This is a genomic window from Paenisporosarcina sp. P4_E4_2 (genome assembly GCF_056401595.1).
In genome coordinates this window covers 1-17,172 of record NZ_JBFUJC010000029.1, presented here as the reverse complement: position 1 = coordinate 17,172, position 17,172 = coordinate 1, and the positions used below count along the sequence as shown (strand labels likewise).

21 protein-coding genes are annotated in these 17,172 nt (G+C 38.2%); 16 read left to right on the top strand and 5 right to left on the bottom strand.

Features of this window, described 5'->3' with window-relative positions; translation table 11 throughout:
* The 5 genes from AC1DSB_RS04530 to AC1DSB_RS04510 all read left to right on the top strand — a co-directional run.
* Positions 1 to 893, top strand: an 893-nt coding sequence (locus tag AC1DSB_RS04530; RefSeq protein ID WP_477585901.1) for a glycerol-3-phosphate dehydrogenase/oxidase, incomplete at its 5' end; no start/stop codon positions are given.
* On the top strand, positions 893 to 1,813 hold the full coding sequence (locus tag AC1DSB_RS04525; protein ID WP_477585899.1) for a lysophospholipase: 921 nt from the start codon (positions 893 to 895) through the stop codon (positions 1,811 to 1,813). The genes AC1DSB_RS04530 and AC1DSB_RS04525, both read left to right, overlap by 1 nt.
* Positions 1,810 to 2,739: a tRNA (adenosine(37)-N6)-dimethylallyltransferase MiaA gene (miaA, locus tag AC1DSB_RS04520; RefSeq protein ID WP_477585897.1), complete on the top strand. Its 930-nt coding sequence runs from the start codon at positions 1,810 to 1,812 to the stop codon at positions 2,737 to 2,739. The genes AC1DSB_RS04525 and miaA overlap by 4 nt, the downstream gene beginning before the upstream one ends.
* Before the next feature lie 67 nt (positions 2,740 to 2,806).
* Positions 2,807 to 3,034: an RNA chaperone Hfq gene (gene hfq, locus AC1DSB_RS04515; protein ID WP_477548011.1), complete on the top strand. Its 228-nt coding sequence runs from the start codon at positions 2,807 to 2,809 to the stop codon at positions 3,032 to 3,034.
* Positions 3,035 to 3,104: 70 nt separating this feature from the next.
* Positions 3,105 to 3,404, top strand: coding sequence for a rhodanese-like domain-containing protein (locus tag AC1DSB_RS04510; RefSeq protein ID WP_477533273.1), 300 nt, complete (start codon positions 3,105 to 3,107; stop codon positions 3,402 to 3,404).
* 26 nt (positions 3,405 to 3,430) lie between these two features.
* Here the strand turns inward: AC1DSB_RS04510 and AC1DSB_RS04505 are convergent, their stop codons facing one another.
* The gene (locus tag AC1DSB_RS04505; RefSeq protein ID WP_477533274.1) at positions 3,431 to 4,048 is read right to left on the bottom strand and encodes a trimeric intracellular cation channel family protein; all 618 of its coding nucleotides are present in this window, start codon (positions 4,046 to 4,048) and stop codon (positions 3,431 to 3,433) included.
* A 155-nt stretch (positions 4,049 to 4,203) separates the two neighbouring features.
* Between AC1DSB_RS04505 and AC1DSB_RS04500 the strand changes: the two genes are divergently transcribed.
* From AC1DSB_RS04500 to glnA, 3 genes are all read left to right on the top strand, one after another.
* A complete protein-coding gene (locus AC1DSB_RS04500; protein ID WP_477585895.1) occupies positions 4,204 to 5,469 on the top strand; it encodes a methionine gamma-lyase family protein in 1,266 nt (421 codons plus the stop codon).
* 111 nt (positions 5,470 to 5,580) lie between these two features.
* A complete protein-coding gene (locus tag AC1DSB_RS04495; RefSeq protein WP_016427486.1) occupies positions 5,581 to 5,961 on the top strand; it encodes a MerR family transcriptional regulator in 381 nt (126 codons plus the stop codon).
* Positions 5,962 to 6,007: 46 nt separating this feature from the next.
* Positions 6,008 to 7,342 (top strand): type I glutamate--ammonia ligase, encoded by a 1,335-nt coding sequence (gene glnA, locus AC1DSB_RS04490; RefSeq protein WP_016427485.1) that lies wholly within the window; start codon positions 6,008 to 6,010, stop codon positions 7,340 to 7,342.
* A 141-nt stretch (positions 7,343 to 7,483) separates the two neighbouring features.
* Here glnA and AC1DSB_RS04485 read toward each other — a convergent pair whose 3' ends face one another.
* Entirely contained in the window at positions 7,484 to 7,654 is a 171-nt protein-coding gene (locus AC1DSB_RS04485) for a hypothetical protein (protein WP_477585893.1), read from the bottom strand.
* Between the two features lie 648 nt (positions 7,655 to 8,302).
* Between AC1DSB_RS04485 and rlmN the strand changes: the two genes are divergently transcribed.
* Both rlmN and AC1DSB_RS04475 read left to right on the top strand, forming a co-directional pair.
* A complete protein-coding gene (gene rlmN / locus AC1DSB_RS04480; protein WP_016427482.1) occupies positions 8,303 to 9,373 on the top strand; it encodes a dual-specificity RNA methyltransferase RlmN in 1,071 nt (356 codons plus the stop codon).
* A gap of 181 nt (positions 9,374 to 9,554) precedes the next feature.
* On the top strand, positions 9,555 to 9,800 hold the full coding sequence (locus AC1DSB_RS04475) for a phage holin (RefSeq protein WP_477585891.1): 246 nt from the start codon (positions 9,555 to 9,557) through the stop codon (positions 9,798 to 9,800).
* A gap of 245 nt (positions 9,801 to 10,045) precedes the next feature.
* On the opposite strand, the gene lexA is transcribed toward AC1DSB_RS04475, so the two are convergent.
* Positions 10,046 to 10,666, bottom strand: coding sequence for a transcriptional repressor LexA (gene lexA / locus AC1DSB_RS04470; RefSeq protein ID WP_016427480.1), 621 nt, complete (start codon positions 10,664 to 10,666; stop codon positions 10,046 to 10,048).
* 170 nt (positions 10,667 to 10,836) lie between these two features.
* On the opposite strand from lexA, the gene yneA reads away from it, so the two are divergent.
* From yneA to AC1DSB_RS04440, 6 genes are all read left to right on the top strand, one after another.
* Positions 10,837 to 11,154, top strand: coding sequence for a cell division suppressor protein YneA (gene yneA / locus AC1DSB_RS04465; RefSeq protein WP_016427479.1), 318 nt, complete (start codon positions 10,837 to 10,839; stop codon positions 11,152 to 11,154).
* Entirely contained in the window at positions 11,154 to 11,813 is a 660-nt protein-coding gene (locus AC1DSB_RS04460; RefSeq protein ID WP_477585889.1) for a YneB family resolvase-like protein, read from the top strand. The genes yneA and AC1DSB_RS04460 overlap by 1 nt, the downstream gene beginning before the upstream one ends.
* Before the next feature lie 67 nt (positions 11,814 to 11,880).
* The gene (locus AC1DSB_RS04455; protein WP_477532369.1) at positions 11,881 to 12,114 is read left to right on the top strand and encodes a DUF896 domain-containing protein; all 234 of its coding nucleotides are present in this window, start codon (positions 11,881 to 11,883) and stop codon (positions 12,112 to 12,114) included.
* 88 nt (positions 12,115 to 12,202) lie between these two features.
* Positions 12,203 to 14,209, top strand: a complete 2,007-nt coding sequence (tkt, locus tag AC1DSB_RS04450) for a transketolase (protein ID WP_016427476.1) — start codon at positions 12,203 to 12,205, stop codon at positions 14,207 to 14,209.
* Positions 14,210 to 14,343: 134 nt separating this feature from the next.
* Positions 14,344 to 14,799, top strand: a complete 456-nt coding sequence (gene sirA, locus AC1DSB_RS04445; RefSeq protein ID WP_016427475.1) for a sporulation inhibitor of replication protein SirA — start codon at positions 14,344 to 14,346, stop codon at positions 14,797 to 14,799.
* 78 nt (positions 14,800 to 14,877) lie between these two features.
* Positions 14,878 to 15,096, top strand: coding sequence for a YneF family protein (locus tag AC1DSB_RS04440; protein WP_016427474.1), 219 nt, complete (start codon positions 14,878 to 14,880; stop codon positions 15,094 to 15,096).
* A gap of 74 nt (positions 15,097 to 15,170) precedes the next feature.
* On the opposite strand, the gene AC1DSB_RS04435 is transcribed toward AC1DSB_RS04440, so the two are convergent.
* Both AC1DSB_RS04435 and AC1DSB_RS04430 read right to left on the bottom strand, forming a co-directional pair.
* The gene (locus AC1DSB_RS04435) at positions 15,171 to 16,103 is read right to left on the bottom strand and encodes an alpha/beta hydrolase (protein WP_016427473.1); all 933 of its coding nucleotides are present in this window, start codon (positions 16,101 to 16,103) and stop codon (positions 15,171 to 15,173) included.
* 11 nt (positions 16,104 to 16,114) lie between these two features.
* On the bottom strand, positions 16,115 to 17,017 hold the full coding sequence (locus tag AC1DSB_RS04430) for a hydroxymethylglutaryl-CoA lyase (protein WP_477532367.1): 903 nt from the start codon (positions 17,015 to 17,017) through the stop codon (positions 16,115 to 16,117).
* Positions 17,018 to 17,172 lie beyond the last annotated feature (155 nt).

Here is a 17,172-nt window from a genome sequence, read left to right as displayed (position 1 = left end):
AGGGTATACATGTTGTAGTGGATCAAACGGATTTCCCGTTAAAGCAAGCGGTTTATTTTGATACACACGATGGGCGCATGGTATTTGCGATACCCCGTAATGGCAAAACCTATGTCGGAACCACGGACACATTTTACGACAATGACCCGAAGAATCCTGTTGCAACCAGTAAAGATGTGACTTACATATTAGAAGCCATTACATCTATGTTTCCAAGTATAAGATTGACTCCGCAACAAGTTGAGTCGACATGGGCCGGTGTAAGGCCACTTATTTTTGAAGAAGGAAAAGATCCATCCGAAATTTCCCGCAAAGATGAAATTTGGGAATCGTCAAGCGGTCTGATTACGATTTCTGGTGGCAAACTGACAGGATATCGCAAAATGGCGGAGATGGTTGTCGATCGTGTAATTAAAATATCCACTTTTTCTTATGGTGCCTCCATAACAAAAAATCTTCCATTATCAGGGGGAGATGTAGGTGGATCAAATCGTTTTTCATCCTTTGTTGAAATGAAAGCTCTGGAAGGTCAACGGTATGGCTTAACGTATGACGAGGCTCTCCAACTGGCATCTTTTTATGGAACAAATGTCGATCATTTATTTGCCTACGCGAGCGTTCTACAGGGAAATGCCTTTGATTTGCCACTGCCACTAGCTGCTAGACTTGCGTATGGAATACAATTCGAAATGACTTGTACACCGTCAGACTTTTTTGTCCGTAGAACGGGAGATTTATTTTTCAACATTGAAGAAGTTTATTCGTATAAAAAACAAGTGTGTCAAATGATGAAAGCACAACTTGGCTACACGGAAGATCAATTGGAATATTATCTTTTTGATTTAGAAAATCAACTGAATGCAGCAACATCATTCCGAGAGGAGCATGCATAATGACGAAAAGCATCCATTATGTAAAGATGTCAGATGGACATGAAGTCTATACGGTTGTCTATAAACCCCAGAACCCACCAATTGGTCATGTCCATATATTGCATGGCATGGCGGAGCATATCGGACGATATGAAGAGTTTGCACAATTTTTGGTTTCCAAAGGATATGTCGTGTCTGGGCATGACCATCGGGGACATGGTTTCACTGGACAAAAAAATAATCAAAAGGGATTCTTTGCAGAAAAGGACGGCTTTGATCGAGTGACAGAAGATGTTCGGGAAGTTTTACAGGATGTTAGAAAAGATTTTACTTGTGAAAGCCCCATCCTTTTTGCTCACAGCATGGGTTCATTCATTGGCAGACGCTATATACAAAAATATGGCCACTCCATTTCAAAAATCGTTTTATCTGGTACAGGAGGTCCTGCTGGTTTCTCTGGTAAAGTTGGGAAATTGATCGCCAAGGGATTTGCTCGAGTCAAAGGAACTCAAATTGAGAATCCATTATTGAACAAGTTGTCGTTCGGAAAATTCAATAAAGGTGTTACAGATGCTAAAACAGAATTTGATTGGTTATCGACAGATTCTGTTGAAGTCCAAAAGTATATTGATGATCCTTATTGTGGATTTGTAGCAAGTAACCAATTCTTTGTTGATTTAATCACAGGCATAAATAAGATACATGAAATGAAAGGGATGGATGACATTCCAAAACAACTCCCAATTTTGATGATATCTGGTGCGTTGGATCCCGTCAGTCAAAATGGTAATCAACTTTGGGGAGTTGCTGAAAAATATAAGAAAGCAGGACTTACTGATATTACGGTTGTTTTAATTGAAGGAAAAAGACACGAATTACTAAACGAGATTAATAAAGAAGAAACATTTGAACTGATTATTAATTGGATGGAGAAAAAATGAATGAATTAGAAGTGTTAGCCATAGTTGGACCTACCGCATCCGGTAAAACAGCCCTATCAATTAAGCTTGCTAAATTGCTGGACGGTGAAGTAATTAATGGTGATTCCATGCAAGTTTATAAAGGACTTGATATCGGTACAGCCAAAATCACATTAGACGAAATGGAAGGGATTCCTCACCATTTACTAGATACTAAACAGCCAGATGAATCTTTCTCGGTAGCAGAATACCAAAAAATAGTACGAGCAAAAATCGCAGAAATTAGAGCAAAAGGAAAATTGCCTATTCTAGTTGGCGGTACCGGGCTTTATGTACAATCTGTTTTATATAATTTTCAATTTACTGAGGAGCGGGTCGATGAGACCATCCGCAACAAATATTATGAACAACTTGCAGAACTGGGCCCACTTGCGATGCATGAGAAACTTAAACAGGTGGACCCTCGAAGTGCCGCGGAGATTCATCCTAATAATACACGCAGAGTGGTAAGGGCGTTAGAAATCGCGGAGCATTCGGATACAACTAAATCTGCCGAACCACAAAAACAGGGACATGAACCTATGTATCGACATGTGATTCTCGGACTTGATGTTGAAAGGGAAATTCTCTATGAGCGCATTAATTTGCGTGTCGACCGCATGATCGAACGAGGTTTGGTCCAGGAAGCGAAGCTTCTATGGGATAATGATATCAGGGATACTCAGTCAGTACAGGCTATTGGTTATAAAGAAATATTCTCTTATTTCAGAGAAGAAATTTCATTGGCAGAAGCCATCGAACAAATTAAGCAAAATTCACGCCGATATGCAAAGAGACAATTAACTTATTTCCGCAATAAGCTTCCTGTCGTTTGGATTGAACCAGAGATTACTTTATCGGAAATTCTTCCGATAATTAATCGCATTATGCAGGAATCCCATCATTAAAAGCGAATACTATCAGTGATAATAAATTTACAACCAATACGTGAGTTGAAATTGGAGGAACTAAACAATGAAATCGATCAATATGCAAGATACATTTTTAAATCAAGTGAGAAAAAATAATATATTTGTAACGGTCTTTTTATTAAACGGTTACCAACTAAAAGGACTTATTAAATCTTATGATAATTTCACAGTGTTGCTGGAATCAGAAGGAAAGCAGCAAATGATTTATAAACACGCTATTTCTACGTTTGTACCGGCGAAAGCAATTTCTATTTCCACTGACGAAGCATAATTAATTGTTTGATTGTATACCCGCTAGGATATATCATAAGGGTTGTATTTATTTGATTGGAGGAACAAACATGAAAACGATTCAACCTGAAGAGTTACAAGCAAGACTTGATGCAGGGGAAACAGTTCATATGATAGATGTACGTGAAGCTGATGAAGTTGCTAACGGTATGATTCCTGGTGCGCAACATTTATCATTGGGGTTAGTTGAATATAAACACCAAGAATTAGATAAAACGAAAGAATATGTCATAGTATGTCGCTCTGGTGGACGCAGTGGACAAGCTTGTCAGTTCTTGGAATCACAAGGCTTTGACGTAACAAACCTTTCTGGTGGCATGCTGGAATGGAAAGGTGAAGTAGAACTATAAAAAAACAGCTTAACTCGAATAATGAGTTAAGCTGTTTTTTCGGTTTGTTGTAAAGAACGAAATGGCAGGCGCCATTTATTCATATATGAAACAACACGTAAAGTTGTTGTAATCATGAATAATACATAAAGTGATACGTCGCTTGCGGCTAGTCCCACCCCGATAACTAATCCAGTAATCGCTGCCCATACTGCATATACTTCATTTTGTAAGATTAAAGGTTTTCGTTTCGCTAGGACATCACGGACGATACCACCACCCGAACCAGTCAGGACAGCAGCCACTACCGTTGCGTTAATTGGCAATCCGAGCTGAACAGCGAACAAGGCACCTTGAATGGCAAAAGCAGACAAACCGATTGCATCGAAGAAATTTCCCCAACGATTCCAATGTTTCAATAAGTTTTGTGGGAATAAGAAGACTGCGGTAATCGCAACAAAGGCAATTTGGAACATCATTTCCTGCTCCCAAAGTGCAGATACCGGTACACCTATAAGTAAATTTCGAATTGCTCCACCACCAAAGGCTGTTACAATTCCAAGTAAATACACCCCGAATAAATCATATTCTTCTTCCATGGCAACAATTGCACCAGAAACCGCGAACGCAATTGTTCCAATAATACTTAATACTTCCCAAGCCACTTCACATTCCTCCAGAATTCAATAGAACGGATTAAATTGTAGCAGAATTTCAGTTAATTACAATACTTTTCAGCTAGCTATCAATATAATTAGTTGACGATAGTAGTGGGACTGATAAGATGAAAAAGGAAAATAGAAGAATTGAGGCATATATCATGACATTTCRAACAATTTTGACACCAAAATTATTAAATGAAGCCAAGCAAATGGAACAACTCGTTTCTGCTCAACATGAAGCGGCTGATCATATCGCTTTTTTTAATCAGGAAAAAGTTATTACTGCATTTCGCAATAACCAAGTCAGCGATTTTCATTTACATCCTTCGACTGGGTATGGCTACGACGATGAAGGAAGAGATAATCTGGAAAGAGTTTATGCTGAAGTGTTCGGGAGCGAAGCAGCACTCGTCAGAGCACAGATTATTTCCGGAACACATGCTATAACAATCAGTTTATTTGGCGTGCTCCGTCCTGGTGACGAACTATTATATATAACAGGTAAGCCATATGATACATTGCAATCAATTGTAGATGGGGGAGAAAAGGACACGGGGTCATTAAAGGACTTTAATATCTCCTATCAACATGTCGATTTACAAGAAGACGGACAAATCGATTGGACCAAAGTGGAACTAGCCATATCTGAGAAAACGAAAGTCATAGCAATTCAACGTTCAAAAGGGTATGCAAACCGCCCGTCGTTTACCATTGAACAAATTGAAGTGATGACAAAAAAAATTCGGACCTTAAAACCGCAAGCTATTATTTTTGTTGATAACTGTTATGGAGAATTTGTAGAAGAGCTTGAACCGACTAACGTTGGAGTCGATTTGATGGCCGGATCCCTTATTAAAAATCCAGGGGGTGGCCTTGCAAAAATCGGAGGATATATAGCTGGTAAGAAAAGGTATGTAGATATGTGTGCTTACCGCATGACTTCTCCGGGTATAGGAGGAGAGGCAGGCGCATCCTTAAATACATTAGCTGATATGTATCAAGGTTTTTTCTTGGCACCACATGTTGTTGCGCAAGCTGTCAAAGGTGCCATCTTTACTTCAGCGATGCTTGAAAGCATCGGCATGGATACGTCTCCTCATTACATGGAAAAACGCACAGACCTCATCCAGTCCGTATCTTTTAAAACAGCTGAACAAATGATACGTTTTTGCAAAGCTATTCAAGCCAATTCTCCAATTAATGCACATTTCGCACCCGAGCCCGCATATATGCCAGGATATGAAGATGATGTCATTATGGCTGCTGGTACTTTTATTCAAGGCTCCAGTATCGAATTAACAGCAGACGGTCCCATCAGACCTCCTTATACAGCATATAWCCAAGGTGGATTAACATATGAACATGTGAAATTCGCGATTCTGTCAGCGGTACAACAATTGCAATCAGAAAATCTTGAAAAATAAAATCGTCCTCCTTTTTGGGAGGATTTTTTTCATGTTAGATAATATGACATGCACTTGACAGGAAACCTCACATATAATATGATAAGACATGTGAAAGCGGAGGTGAGCTTTGTGAGTCAGCAATTAAGAAGGTCAATGCCATTATTACCAATTAGCATCGTCATGCAGCTGACAGAGTTGACTGCACGGCAAATTCGCTATTATGAGGATCATGATTTGATACATCCTGCCCGTACTGAAGGTAATCGACGAATGTTTTCATTAATTGATGTCGACACTCTACTTGAAATCAAAGATTTTCTTGAGCAAGGAATCAATATGGCTGGAATAAAGAAATTGTTTGAAATGAAAAACCAGCCAATTATCCAGGAAGCGAAAGCTCAATTAACGGATGCTGAATTACGTAATATCTTACGTATGGAAATGCAACAGGCAGGAAGATATCAGAAGGCTTCTTTAAGACAAGGGGATTTATCTCGTTTTTACCATTAAACGAGCATTATAAATATATAAATAATAATTGGGAGAGTGACAAGAAGTGAGCAAGTACACAAAAGGCGACATTCATAAGTTTGTTAAAGAGCAAGAGGTTAATTTTATCCGTTTACAATTTACTGATATTCTTGGGACGATTAAAAATGTTGAGATACCTGTAAGCCAGCTTGAGAAAGCTCTCGACAATAAAATGATGTTTGATGGTTCTTCAATCGAAGGTTTCGTACGAATTGAAGAGTCTGATATGTATTTAGTGCCAGATTTGAACACATGGGTAGTCTTCCCGTGGATTACTGGTAAAGGGAAAGTTGCAAGATTGATCTGTGACGTAAATAAAGCTGATGGGTCACCATTCCCAGGAGATCCCCGCAGTAACTTAAAACGTGTATTAAAAGAAATGGAAGAGTTAGGCTTTACAGATTTCAATTTAGGGCCAGAGCCAGAATTTTTCTTATTCAAATTAGATGAACACGGTGAGCCTACGCTTGAACTAAATGACGCTGGTGGCTATTTTGACTTAGCACCAATGGATTTAGGGGAGAACTGCCGACGTGATATCGTTCTAGAATTAGAAGAAATGGGCTTTGAAATCGAAGCTTCCCATCACGAAGTAGCTCCAGGTCAACATGAAATTGACTTTAAATATGCAGATGCTGTAACTGCATGTGATAATATTCAAACGTTTAAATTAGTTGTTAAGACAATTGCCCGTAAACACGGATTGCATGCGACATTCATGCCTAAACCATTGTTTGGTGTGAATGGATCAGGGATGCATATGAACGTTTCATTATTCAAAGGTAAAGAGAATGCGTTCTTTGACGAGACGGGTGACCTGAAGTTAAGTGAAACAGCTTATCAATTCATGGCAGGTATTCTGAAACACGTTCAAGGATTTACAGCGATTACTAATCCGACAGTAAATTCTTACAAACGTCTAGTACCTGGATACGAAGCTCCATGTTACGTTGCATGGTCTGCACAAAACCGTAGCCCGCTAATCCGTATCCCATCTTCACGCGGAGTAAGTACACGCGTAGAAGTGCGTTCAGTGGATCCAGCTGCTAACCCTTACTTAGCAATGGCAGTAATATTAAAAGCTGGTCTTGATGGAGTAAAAAACAAACTAACTCCACCAAAAGCAGTTGATCGCAACATTTATGTAATGAATAAAGAAGAACGTCTTGCAAATGGTGTAGAGGATCTTCCTGCTAATTTACATCTAGCTTTAGAAGAACTTGAAAAAAATAGTACGATACGTGAAGCTTTAGGCGAGCACATCTACGCTAACTTCGTGGATTCAAAAGAAATTGAATGGGATATGTTCCGTACGTCTGTACACCCATGGGAACGCGAACAATATTTGAAAATGTATTAAGAAAAAACGTTGGAGTCTTTAAGACTTCCAACGTTTTTTTTTACGGAAAAAAGTTCATGAAAGACCTGCGATAATTTTGCATATTTGGGATACAACATAAATTAGGTTGAGATACCATATAGGTCTCACCTTTAAATCGTATTATTTATTTATCTTGTTGGTTTGTTGATTCTTGTTTTTGTTGTTAACCATATTTTTAGGGTTGGAATCAAATTCCGTAACAGCAAATTCCTCTTTCTGATTGTTGGGGGTTTTGTAGGTTCCAAAGGGGTTATGCGTTCTTTCATTCAATGTTTTTTTGTTGTTTTTCATGGGTGTTCACCTCCTAGAGTCTAATGTGCTCTGTATAGAAGGTTTTATTCTTACAACTGCAAGGGAACTTTGATAAAACTTGTTCCCAAAATTAGCTAATTTTTACCTGAAAAGAAAATCTAAATTATATGACAGACGAGAAGAATTAATAAAATATAATATTTTTTCTTAGTCAATAGGTTTGTAATTGGGTTAAATGTACAGTTTGTGGGTATAAAGTGGTATGAGTAATGAATTTAGTAACTGTAGTTAAGCCTTCTTTTTAGTGGGAGGTGATTAAATGCGAAAAGTCAAAGGTGTCAAAAGTTTGATGGCTTATTTCGATACAACCCCATGAGGGAAGAAAAATTAATCGATCTTATAGCGCGAAAAGAAGTACTTCACATAAGTCCTATAAGCGTTATCCTTCTATTTGATCTAAATCATATCGACTGGTGGATTAAAGCGCATATAAAGTAAGCATTGACAAAACCCTACTTATTATTCGGTAGGGTTTTGTTCATAAAGTGGATAAAAGTCATTCGAGAATAAAGAATGTGTTTAAGTTCATAATGAAAGAAAGTATCATTGAAAATTCAATCAGTTGTTATGTTCGCTTGTTTCTAGTAGAATGAGTACTGATTTTGTTTTATGAAAAGAGGATATCAAATGAAAACATCTATTTTTGGATTGACATTGGAACAGCTGACAGCATGGCTTTTAGATAACGGACAAAAAAAATACCGAGCAGAGCAAATTTGGGATTGGTTATATATAAAGCGTATTACTGAGTTTTCACAAATGGCAAACATCAGTAAAGAATGTATTCATTTACTGGAAGAAAACTTCGTTCTTTATACACTAGAACAAAGCGTTAAGCAGGAATCTGCAGACGGTACTATTAAATTCCTGTTTAAAATGAAAGATGGAAATTTAATTGAAACTGTTCTGATGAGATTCAAGTATGGCTTATCAGTCTGTGTGACGACGCAAGTTGGATGTAACATCGGATGTAGTTTTTGTGCAAGTGGTTTACTGAAAAAGAGTCGTGATTTATCTTCAGGAGAAATTGTGGAGCAAATCATGAAAGTTCAGCAACATTTGGATACAGTGAAAAAAGACGAGAGAGTGAGCCATATTGTTGTAATGGGAATTGGCGAACCTTTTGATAACTATTCAAATTTGATGAGTTTCCTAAATGTAGTAAACTCACAAAAAGGACTTGCGATTGGGGCGCGTCATATCACCGTATCAACAAGTGGTATTGTTCCTAAAATTTATGACTATGCTGACGAAGGTTTGCAAGTTAACCTCGCAATTTCAATTCATGCACCGACAAATGAATTGCGTACACGAATCATGAAAATCAATAAAGCTTATCCAATTGAAAAATTAATGGATGCGATTGATTACTATTTAGAAAAAACAAACCGACGAATTACATTTGAATATATCCTGTTACGCGATGTAAACGATCATGTGGAAGAAGCGGTGAAACTAGCCAAATTGCTTGAAAACAAGCGTCACCTTTCATATGTCAATTTAATTCCTTATAACCCGGTTGATGAGCACGGACAATATCAACAAAGTACGCCAGAAGCAATCAGTGCGTTTTACGATGCACTGAAGAAAAAAGGAATTAACTGTGGAGTACGACATGAACAAGGTGCAGATATTGATGCTGCATGTGGTCAGTTAAGAAGTAAACAAATAAAAAAAGCTGATAAAGCGACAACATAATTAAACAAAAGACGAAAAACGCCTCCATATATATGGGGCGTTTTTCGTCTTTTTATGAATTTTTTTAGTGGAATCAAAAGAAATACCCAATTTTATTTCTAAAAAAATAAGGGAATTAATACTAGCTCTCAACTTATTGTCATATGATGAGCTAACACCAAAATAATGAGGAGGTTTACTTGTGAGCGAAACACAGAATCACGCTCCGTTTGATAAAATGATGATCGTTCGGACAGTAGTTCTTTTATTAGCTTGGCTCAATCAATATTTGGTCATAAAAGGTAACAGTCCATTGCCCATCAGTGATACGGAGATTACGGCTTTCATTACTTTTGCAGCATCTATGTGGGCCTGGTGGAAAAACAATGATGTTCGTTTTAAAGCAAGAAGAAATACACAGTATTTAAAGGATAAAGGGTTAAAGTAAACTATTAAAATTTCGGAAATTCAGTTTAACACAAAAAAAGTGCACAAAAAGGCCGACTGAAGATGAAAATGTCAGTCGGCGTGATATCGGCTCATTTACTAGTATAGCATAGTCACCATAAGTCTACAAGATTATTTTAAGAGTGATAATTCAACTAAGATTTACATACAATTGATATAACTTCACAAAAAAGGCTAATCCAAAGTCTATGCATTAGACAAATGGATCAGCCTTTTATTAATAATTTAATGGATTTGACGATAAACCCCAACGACTTTACCAAGTATCGAAACTTGTTCAACGATTATTGGCTCCATTGATGAGTTTTCAGGTTGAAGGCGGAAATATGATTTTTCTTTAAAGAACCGTTTAACAGTAGCTTCATCATCTTCAGTCATGGCAACAACGATATCACCATTATTTGCAGTTTGCTGCTGTTTCACGACAACATAGTCACCATTTAAAATTCCGGCTTCTATCATACTATCTCCCATAATTTCTAGCATGAAGAGATTGTCTTCTGAAGTTCCGAAAGTCTCAGGAAGAGGGAAGAACTCTTCAATATTTTCAATGGCAGTAATAGGCAATCCTGCAGTAACTTTACCGATCAAAGGCACATTAACAACGTTTGGTCGTATTTCTGTAACGTTATCAAGCTCTAAAATTTCAATAGCACGTGGCTTTGTAGGGTCGCGTCTTATTAATCCTTTGCTTTCCAATCGAGCTAAGTGACCATGAACTGTCGAGCTAGAAGCAAGTCCAACCGCTTCACCGATTTCACGTACGGAAGGTGGATACCCTTTTTTTCGAACTTCATCTTTTATAAAAGCCAATATATCTTCTTGTCGTTTCGAAACTTTTTTCAACTAGTTCACCTCTTCACCTAAATGGTTGTCTCTTTCATCTAAGAGTAGTATAACAATCCGACTATAAAAATGCAAACATAGGTTCTAATTATTGTTGACAAGAAACAAGTGTTCGGTTTATAGTGATAGCATATATTCCGAACAAACATTCGGTTCGAGGAGGAAACAACATGAATTGGATAAAAAACAATCAATTTATTTCTTTATTAGTAGCAGTAACTTTGGGTTGCACACTATTTTTTGTGCTTTTTAATGTAAACCATGAGGAATCTTACAATGAAATCTACATAAAAGATGGAGATACACTCTGGACGCTATCTGAAAAATATCGTGGTAATACACCAAAACAGGATTGGATTTCTGAAGTGATGGTAGCAAACAACCTAAACTCACAAATGATTCATTCAGGTGATTCTTTAATTATTCCAGACTCTCTACAGCAATACGCACCAGATCATGGAGTGGAATATGCGGGAGACACAGAGTGATGGATAATTCTAATTCCGTTGTATTATATTGCCGTGTCAGTACGGAAAAAGAGGCTCAGGAGACGTCGCTGGCCCGCCAAGAAGAAGAATTACGCCAGTTCGCTCTTGAACAGAATTATTTTGTCTGGGACGTATTCATTGATCAACATAGTGGTTACTCTGTAGAACGAGAAGGATTGCTTGATTTACTGGATTATGTAAAACAACATTCAATTTCAACCGTTTTAATTCAGGATGAGACAAGGTTGGGACGAGGCAATTCACGAATGGCTATTTTACATATGCTAAAAAAATTAGAGGTTCAAGTTATTTCTTTAAACGATGGCGGTTCAATCCGATTGAATGAAATGGATACGATGATGTTGGAAATTTTAGCGCTGGTAGAAGAATACCAACGGAAATTGCATAATGCGAAAATTCGTAGAGGGATGAGAAGGGCAGTAGAACACGGTTTCAAGCCTGAAAAAAATCTCAGAGATCAAGGGAATCCAGAAGGAAGAGAACGAAAAGATATTCCTATCGAAGAAATTGTGAAATTGCGAAATAACGGACTGACCTATGAAGAAATTGCTTCGACACTGAGAGGTTTCGGTTTTCCTGWGAGCAAAGCCACAGTTCATCGAAGATATATTGAGTATAAAGAAAGACTCGGAGGCTAAATACTTGCGCTCCAAGTCTTTTTTGCATACCTTTTAATAAGGTTATTAGAAGGAAGGTGTGAATTGAATGTTATCTCCTGAAAAAATTTCACGAATTAATGAATTGTCCAAAAAATCCAAGTCTGTGGGTCTTACTATAGAAGAAGCGAAAGAACAAACGTCCTTACGAAAAGAATATCTTGAAACGTTTCGTTCATCTATGAGAAGTACCATTGAAAATGTTAAAATGGTTGATCCAGAAGGCAATGATGTTACACCAGATAAAGTGAAAGCGTTAAAAGAAAAGAAATTTCTGAATTAAATCAACATTTGCTAACCGTTGTCAGTTTATCAAAAGTTGACTACACTAAGGAATGAAGAAAACTTCTGTATCAGAAAGGATGTCAAGTATGTCTCAACACGTAGATCATTTAGCCATCAGTACTATCCGCACGTTATCAATCGATGCGATTGAAAAAGCAAATTCAGGTCATCCAGGTTTACCAATGGGTGCAGCCCCTATGGCGTATACTCTTTGGACGAAACATTTACGTCATAATCCGGAAAATCCTAACTGGTTTAATCGTGACCGTTTTGTATTATCAGCGGGCCATGGTTCTATGTTGCTTTATAGCTTATTGCACTTAGGTGGTTATGATTTACCAATGGAAGAGCTTAAAAACTTCCGACAATGGAATTCTAAAACACCAGGACATCCTGAATACGGTCATACTGCTGGAGTTGAAGCTACAACAGGACCACTTGGACAAGGGATAGCTATGTCAGTTGGTATGGCAATGGCTGAGCGCCATTTAGCTGCGGTTTACAATAAACCGAACCATGAAGTTGTTGATCATTACACTTATGCTTTATGTGGTGATGGGGACTTAATGGAAGGTGTTGCTGCGGAAGCCATTTCACTAGCAGGACACTTGCAATTGGATAAACTTATTGTATTGTACGACAGTAATGATATCTCGTTGGACGGGGATTTGAATAAGTCTTTCTCTGAAAAAATTCAGAAACGCTTTGAGTCTTATGGTTGGAACTATTTGCATGTAGCAGATGGGAATTCACTAGAAGATCTTTCAAATGCTATTGAAACGGCTAAAAACCATAAAGGACAACCAACTCTTATTGAAGTGAAAACGATCATTGGTTTTGGCTCTCCAAACAAATCTGGTAAATCAGATGTTCACGGCGCGCCATTAGGTAAAGATGAGGCACTGCTTACAAAAGAAAGCTACAAATGGACTTTCGAACAAGACTTCCATGTACCGGAAGAAGTTTATGCTGCTTTCAAAGAGTCAGCTGAAAAACTTGGCGGGGTAAATGAAGCTTCTTGGAACGAACAATTTGCATCTTATAAATCAGAATATCCAGAGCTTGCACAACAGTTGGAGCTTGCAATTAAAGGGGATCTTCCTGAAAATTACGATTCAGAAATTCCAGTTTATGAAGTTGGTACTTCTCATGCAACTCGTTCATCTTCTGGTGACGTTTTGAATGCAATCGCAAAAACTGTCCCTTCATTCTTCGGAGGAAGTGCGGATTTAGCTGGTTCAAATAAGACGACAATCAAAGGTGCGGGTGATTTCTCAAGTGACTCGTACGAAGGCCGTAACATTTGGTTCGGTGTTCGTGAATTTGCGATGGGTGCTGCCTTGAACGGTATGGCCCTACATGGTGGTTTACACGTATTTGGCGGTACATTCTTCGTATTCAGCGATTATGTACGACCAGCTGTACGTTTATCAGCATTAATGGGGCTTCCTGTTACTTATGTATTTACACATGACAGTATTGCAGTTGGAGAAGATGGTCCAACGCATGAGCCGGTTGAACAATTGGCATCATTGCGTGCTATGCCAAACTTGTCCGTCATTCGTCCGGCRGATGCCAACGAATCGGCAGAAGCTTGGAAATTAGCTGTTTCATCTAAATCAGTGCCAACAGCGTTGATTTTATCTAGACAAAACTTACCGGTTCTAGAACACTCTGCTGCTCGAGCAGCTGAAGGTGTTGCAAAAGGGGCTTATGTTGTTTCTCCTGCAAACAAAGAACTGGCAGACGCATTGCTCTTAGCAACTGGTTCTGAAGTTTCACTTGCTGTGGATGCACAACAACTGTTAGCAGAAGAAGGAATTGATGTAGCAGTTATTTCGATGCCGTCATGGGATCGCTTTGAACAGCAAGATGCCGAATATAAAAATAGTGTCTTGCCGAAAACGGTCAAAAAACGTTTGGCTATCGAAATGGGCGTATCATTTGGCTGGGAACGTTACACAGGTGACGAAGGCAGTGTGTTAGGAATCGATCGTTTTGGTGCAAGCGCACCAGGAGAAATCGTTATGAAAGAATTTGGTTTCTCTAAAGAAAACGTAGTAGCGCGTGTGAAATCTTTATTGAATAAATAATGAAAAAACAAGTAGTGTGCATTCGCCACTGCTTGTTTTTTTTCGTCAATAAAAGTGACCAAGCAGAATCGCAGTTCGACAACTTTAGCGAAGAGCACCCTTTATACTTAATAAAAAAAGTGGGGGTTTAACATATGCGAACATATAAAATTTTTCACATTAAAAAAGCATACCAACCTTTCGTTTTAGGCCGGGAAAAAATGCTTCAGGAAATACTGGGAAGAGACAATATGCAAAGTAACCAGGACCATAATGAGATGACATATGTGTGCGAGAAAATAGATGAAGAATTCATCAAACAAAGTTTGGAGAGAAAACTAAGTCGTTTGTTTTCGCATAACGAACAGGATATGCATAAACTGTTGCTTGAACATCCATTAAAAGGCTCAATTCAAATGAAGTTTGAACCATATTGTGTACATGTGTGGTGTAAGGGGTCCCATATGCTTGATTTGGATTTATTTGCAGGGTTTTCCGATTCTAGTGATTGCTATATGGCTTTCCAGCAAGAAGAAGCATCCTTTGGCTGGCTTAAGCCAATCAAAGTAGGATCCATTCATTCATTTACAGAAATTCTAGACTTCGCCTAGTAAGGAGAAGGGTTTTGTTGTATAATCCTTCTTGGAGATAGAAAGTAAGGTTAATCACCGAGAAGGGGGAAAACAACAATGCAATTATGGTTAGCAATTACTTTAATCATCGTGGCGTTAGTAGGTGGAGCTGTAATCGGTTTTTATGGMGCCCGTCAATATATGATGAAGTATTTAAAAGAGAACCCACCAATCAATGAACAAATGCTTCGCATGATGATGGCTCAAATGGGTCGTAAACCATCTGAAAAACAAGTGAAACAAATGATGAACCAAATGAATAAAATGCAAAAATAAAAAATAGCACTCCGTGAGTGCTATTTTTTATTGGTTATTATATCTAGGTCTTATGGGTAATACGACTTGTGTTTTTATAATGTTGGTAAAAGATCATAGGTGTGAAGGAATTCTGCGACTGTTTTTTCATATTCCTCAGCATTTTGATTATATGATTGTGCATGGGGACCAATTTCAAATAGTTTTAATTGTTTTGGTCCTTGTTTCAACTCATACAGCTCTTTAGTCATTTCAGGCAAAATGAAATCGTCAGGTAAACTATGAATGAATAAAACCGGTTTCTCGATATGAGATACTGCTTCTCTAGGTGAAACAAGTTTCATGGAATATCCGTCCCGTACCCGTAAAAAGACATCCGCCAATTTTATTGCAAGACTTGAACGAAGTGGTGTTTCTTTTTTCATTAAGTACAGTAGTTGATCGGTAAAATCTGAAAACGCACAATCAGATATATAAAAATGAGCTTGATCTTCCAAAGTTCCAGCATACAGAATGGTTGTAGCGGCGCCCATCGACTCCCCATGAATCCCAATGATTGCATCTTCACCGGCATAGTTTTTAACTGCGTTGACTATTACCTGTAAATCCATTTTTTCATAGTGACCGAAACTCGTTGTTTTACCCCCAGAATCACCATGCCGACGATGATCATATACAACTGAATTAAAACCCAACCGTTCAAAGAGACGGGCATATTTTACTGAATTTATTTTGTTTTCTGTGACACCGTGACAAATGACGACGAAGTTATTTGTATCCAAAGGTTCCAGGAAAATTGCTTTAACCGGGTAGCCATTAGGGCTGTCAATCCATTTCTCCGTTTTTCGTACAATATTGAACCAAGCCTCATCGAATCTTTTCGCGGTAATTTCACGATTTAATATAAACGCATCATCTTTTTTCTTCAGATACATGAGTCGGTTTGTAAACACAAAACCAAAAATCGCCGCTCCTGCGGTCATAATACTCGAGAGAATACTGGTGATCCAAAGAATGCGACGCTTCATGGGAAATCCTCCTATGCTTGATTTAATTCGTATAATCTAAACATGCCCGTATCTATCGGTCTCGAAACGTGAGGAGCTATAATAGAAACCGCTTTACATAATTTATTCAGGTCAATTCCTGTGTTTACTCCCATTGTATGTAACATATTCACGACATCTTCAGTTGCTACATTTCCTGTTGCCCCGGGTGCAAAAGGACAACCGCCCAGTCCGCCAGCTGATGTATCAAATCGTGTTACACCTGCAAGAAGAGCCGCATAAATATTTGCTAAGCCCATTTTTCGTGTGTCGTGGAAATGTGCATTCATCAAAACTTGTGGAATTTCACGAATCAGTAAAGTGAATAATTCATGACTTTCCTGTGGATTCGCCATGCCGATTGTATCGGCAACACTAAGTTCGTCAATACCCCAGCTTGCGAACTCTTTGCATAAAGCCAGCGTTTCATTAATGTCGATTTTTCCTTCATACGGACAATAAAAAGCCGTAGAGATACATGCACGAACAAAAATTCCTTGTTGTTTTAAATCGATGATAACAGGTTTTAATTCCTGCATGCTTTGCGCCGTTGTTTTATTTATGTTCTTTAAATTGAATGTATTACTGACACCTACAAAAACTGCTACATTTTTTGCTCCTGCAGAAAGTGCACGTTCCACTCCTTTAGAGTTGGGCGTTAGCACAATTTGACGTCCTTGCTTGTGAACCCCTTGTACAATCTCGGTTGCATCGGCCATTTGTGGGACCCATTTTGGAGATACAAACGAAGTGATTTCCATTTCATCTATTCCCGCTGTTTGTAATGCTTGAATAAATGAAAGCTTATTTTCGGTTGAAACCTCATTTTTCTCATTCTGAAGTCCATCTCTTGGACCGACCTCGATAATTGTCACATTGTTTGGTAAACTAAACATATCATCCCTCCTTCATTCTATTGTAATGATGAGATAGGGGTGCTAGCAAATATATTTTCTTAGGGGATTAGGGGGATTTTCAATGTCAACAAGAGAAGTGGTTGTAGTAAGTGCTGTCCGTACAGCAATAGGTTCTTTCCAAGGGGCATTAAAAG

Coding starts and splice junctions, on each gene's coding strand:
- rlmN (WP_016427482.1), top strand. CDS start 8,303: ATGAAAACATCTATTTTTGGATTGACATTGGAACAGCTGACAGCATGG.
- AC1DSB_RS04455 (WP_477532369.1), top strand. CDS start 11,881: ATGTTATCTCCTGAAAAAATTTCACGAATTAATGAATTGTCCAAAAAA.
- AC1DSB_RS04485 (WP_477585893.1), bottom strand. CDS start 7,654: ATGAAAAACAACAAAAAAACATTGAATGAAAGAACGCATAACCCCTTT.
- AC1DSB_RS04430 (WP_477532367.1), bottom strand. CDS start 17,017: ATGTTTAGTTTACCAAACAATGTGACAATTATCGAGGTCGGTCCAAGA.
- miaA (WP_477585897.1), top strand. CDS start 1,810: ATGAATGAATTAGAAGTGTTAGCCATAGTTGGACCTACCGCATCCGGT.
- AC1DSB_RS04435 (WP_016427473.1), bottom strand. CDS start 16,103: ATGAAGCGTCGCATTCTTTGGATCACCAGTATTCTCTCGAGTATTATG.
- yneA (WP_016427479.1), top strand. CDS start 10,837: ATGAATTGGATAAAAAACAATCAATTTATTTCTTTATTAGTAGCAGTA.
- AC1DSB_RS04525 (WP_477585899.1), top strand. CDS start 893: ATGACGAAAAGCATCCATTATGTAAAGATGTCAGATGGACATGAAGTC.
- AC1DSB_RS04510 (WP_477533273.1), top strand. CDS start 3,105: ATGAAAACGATTCAACCTGAAGAGTTACAAGCAAGACTTGATGCAGGG.
- sirA (WP_016427475.1), top strand. CDS start 14,344: ATGCGAACATATAAAATTTTTCACATTAAAAAAGCATACCAACCTTTC.
- hfq (WP_477548011.1), top strand. CDS start 2,807: ATGAAATCGATCAATATGCAAGATACATTTTTAAATCAAGTGAGAAAA.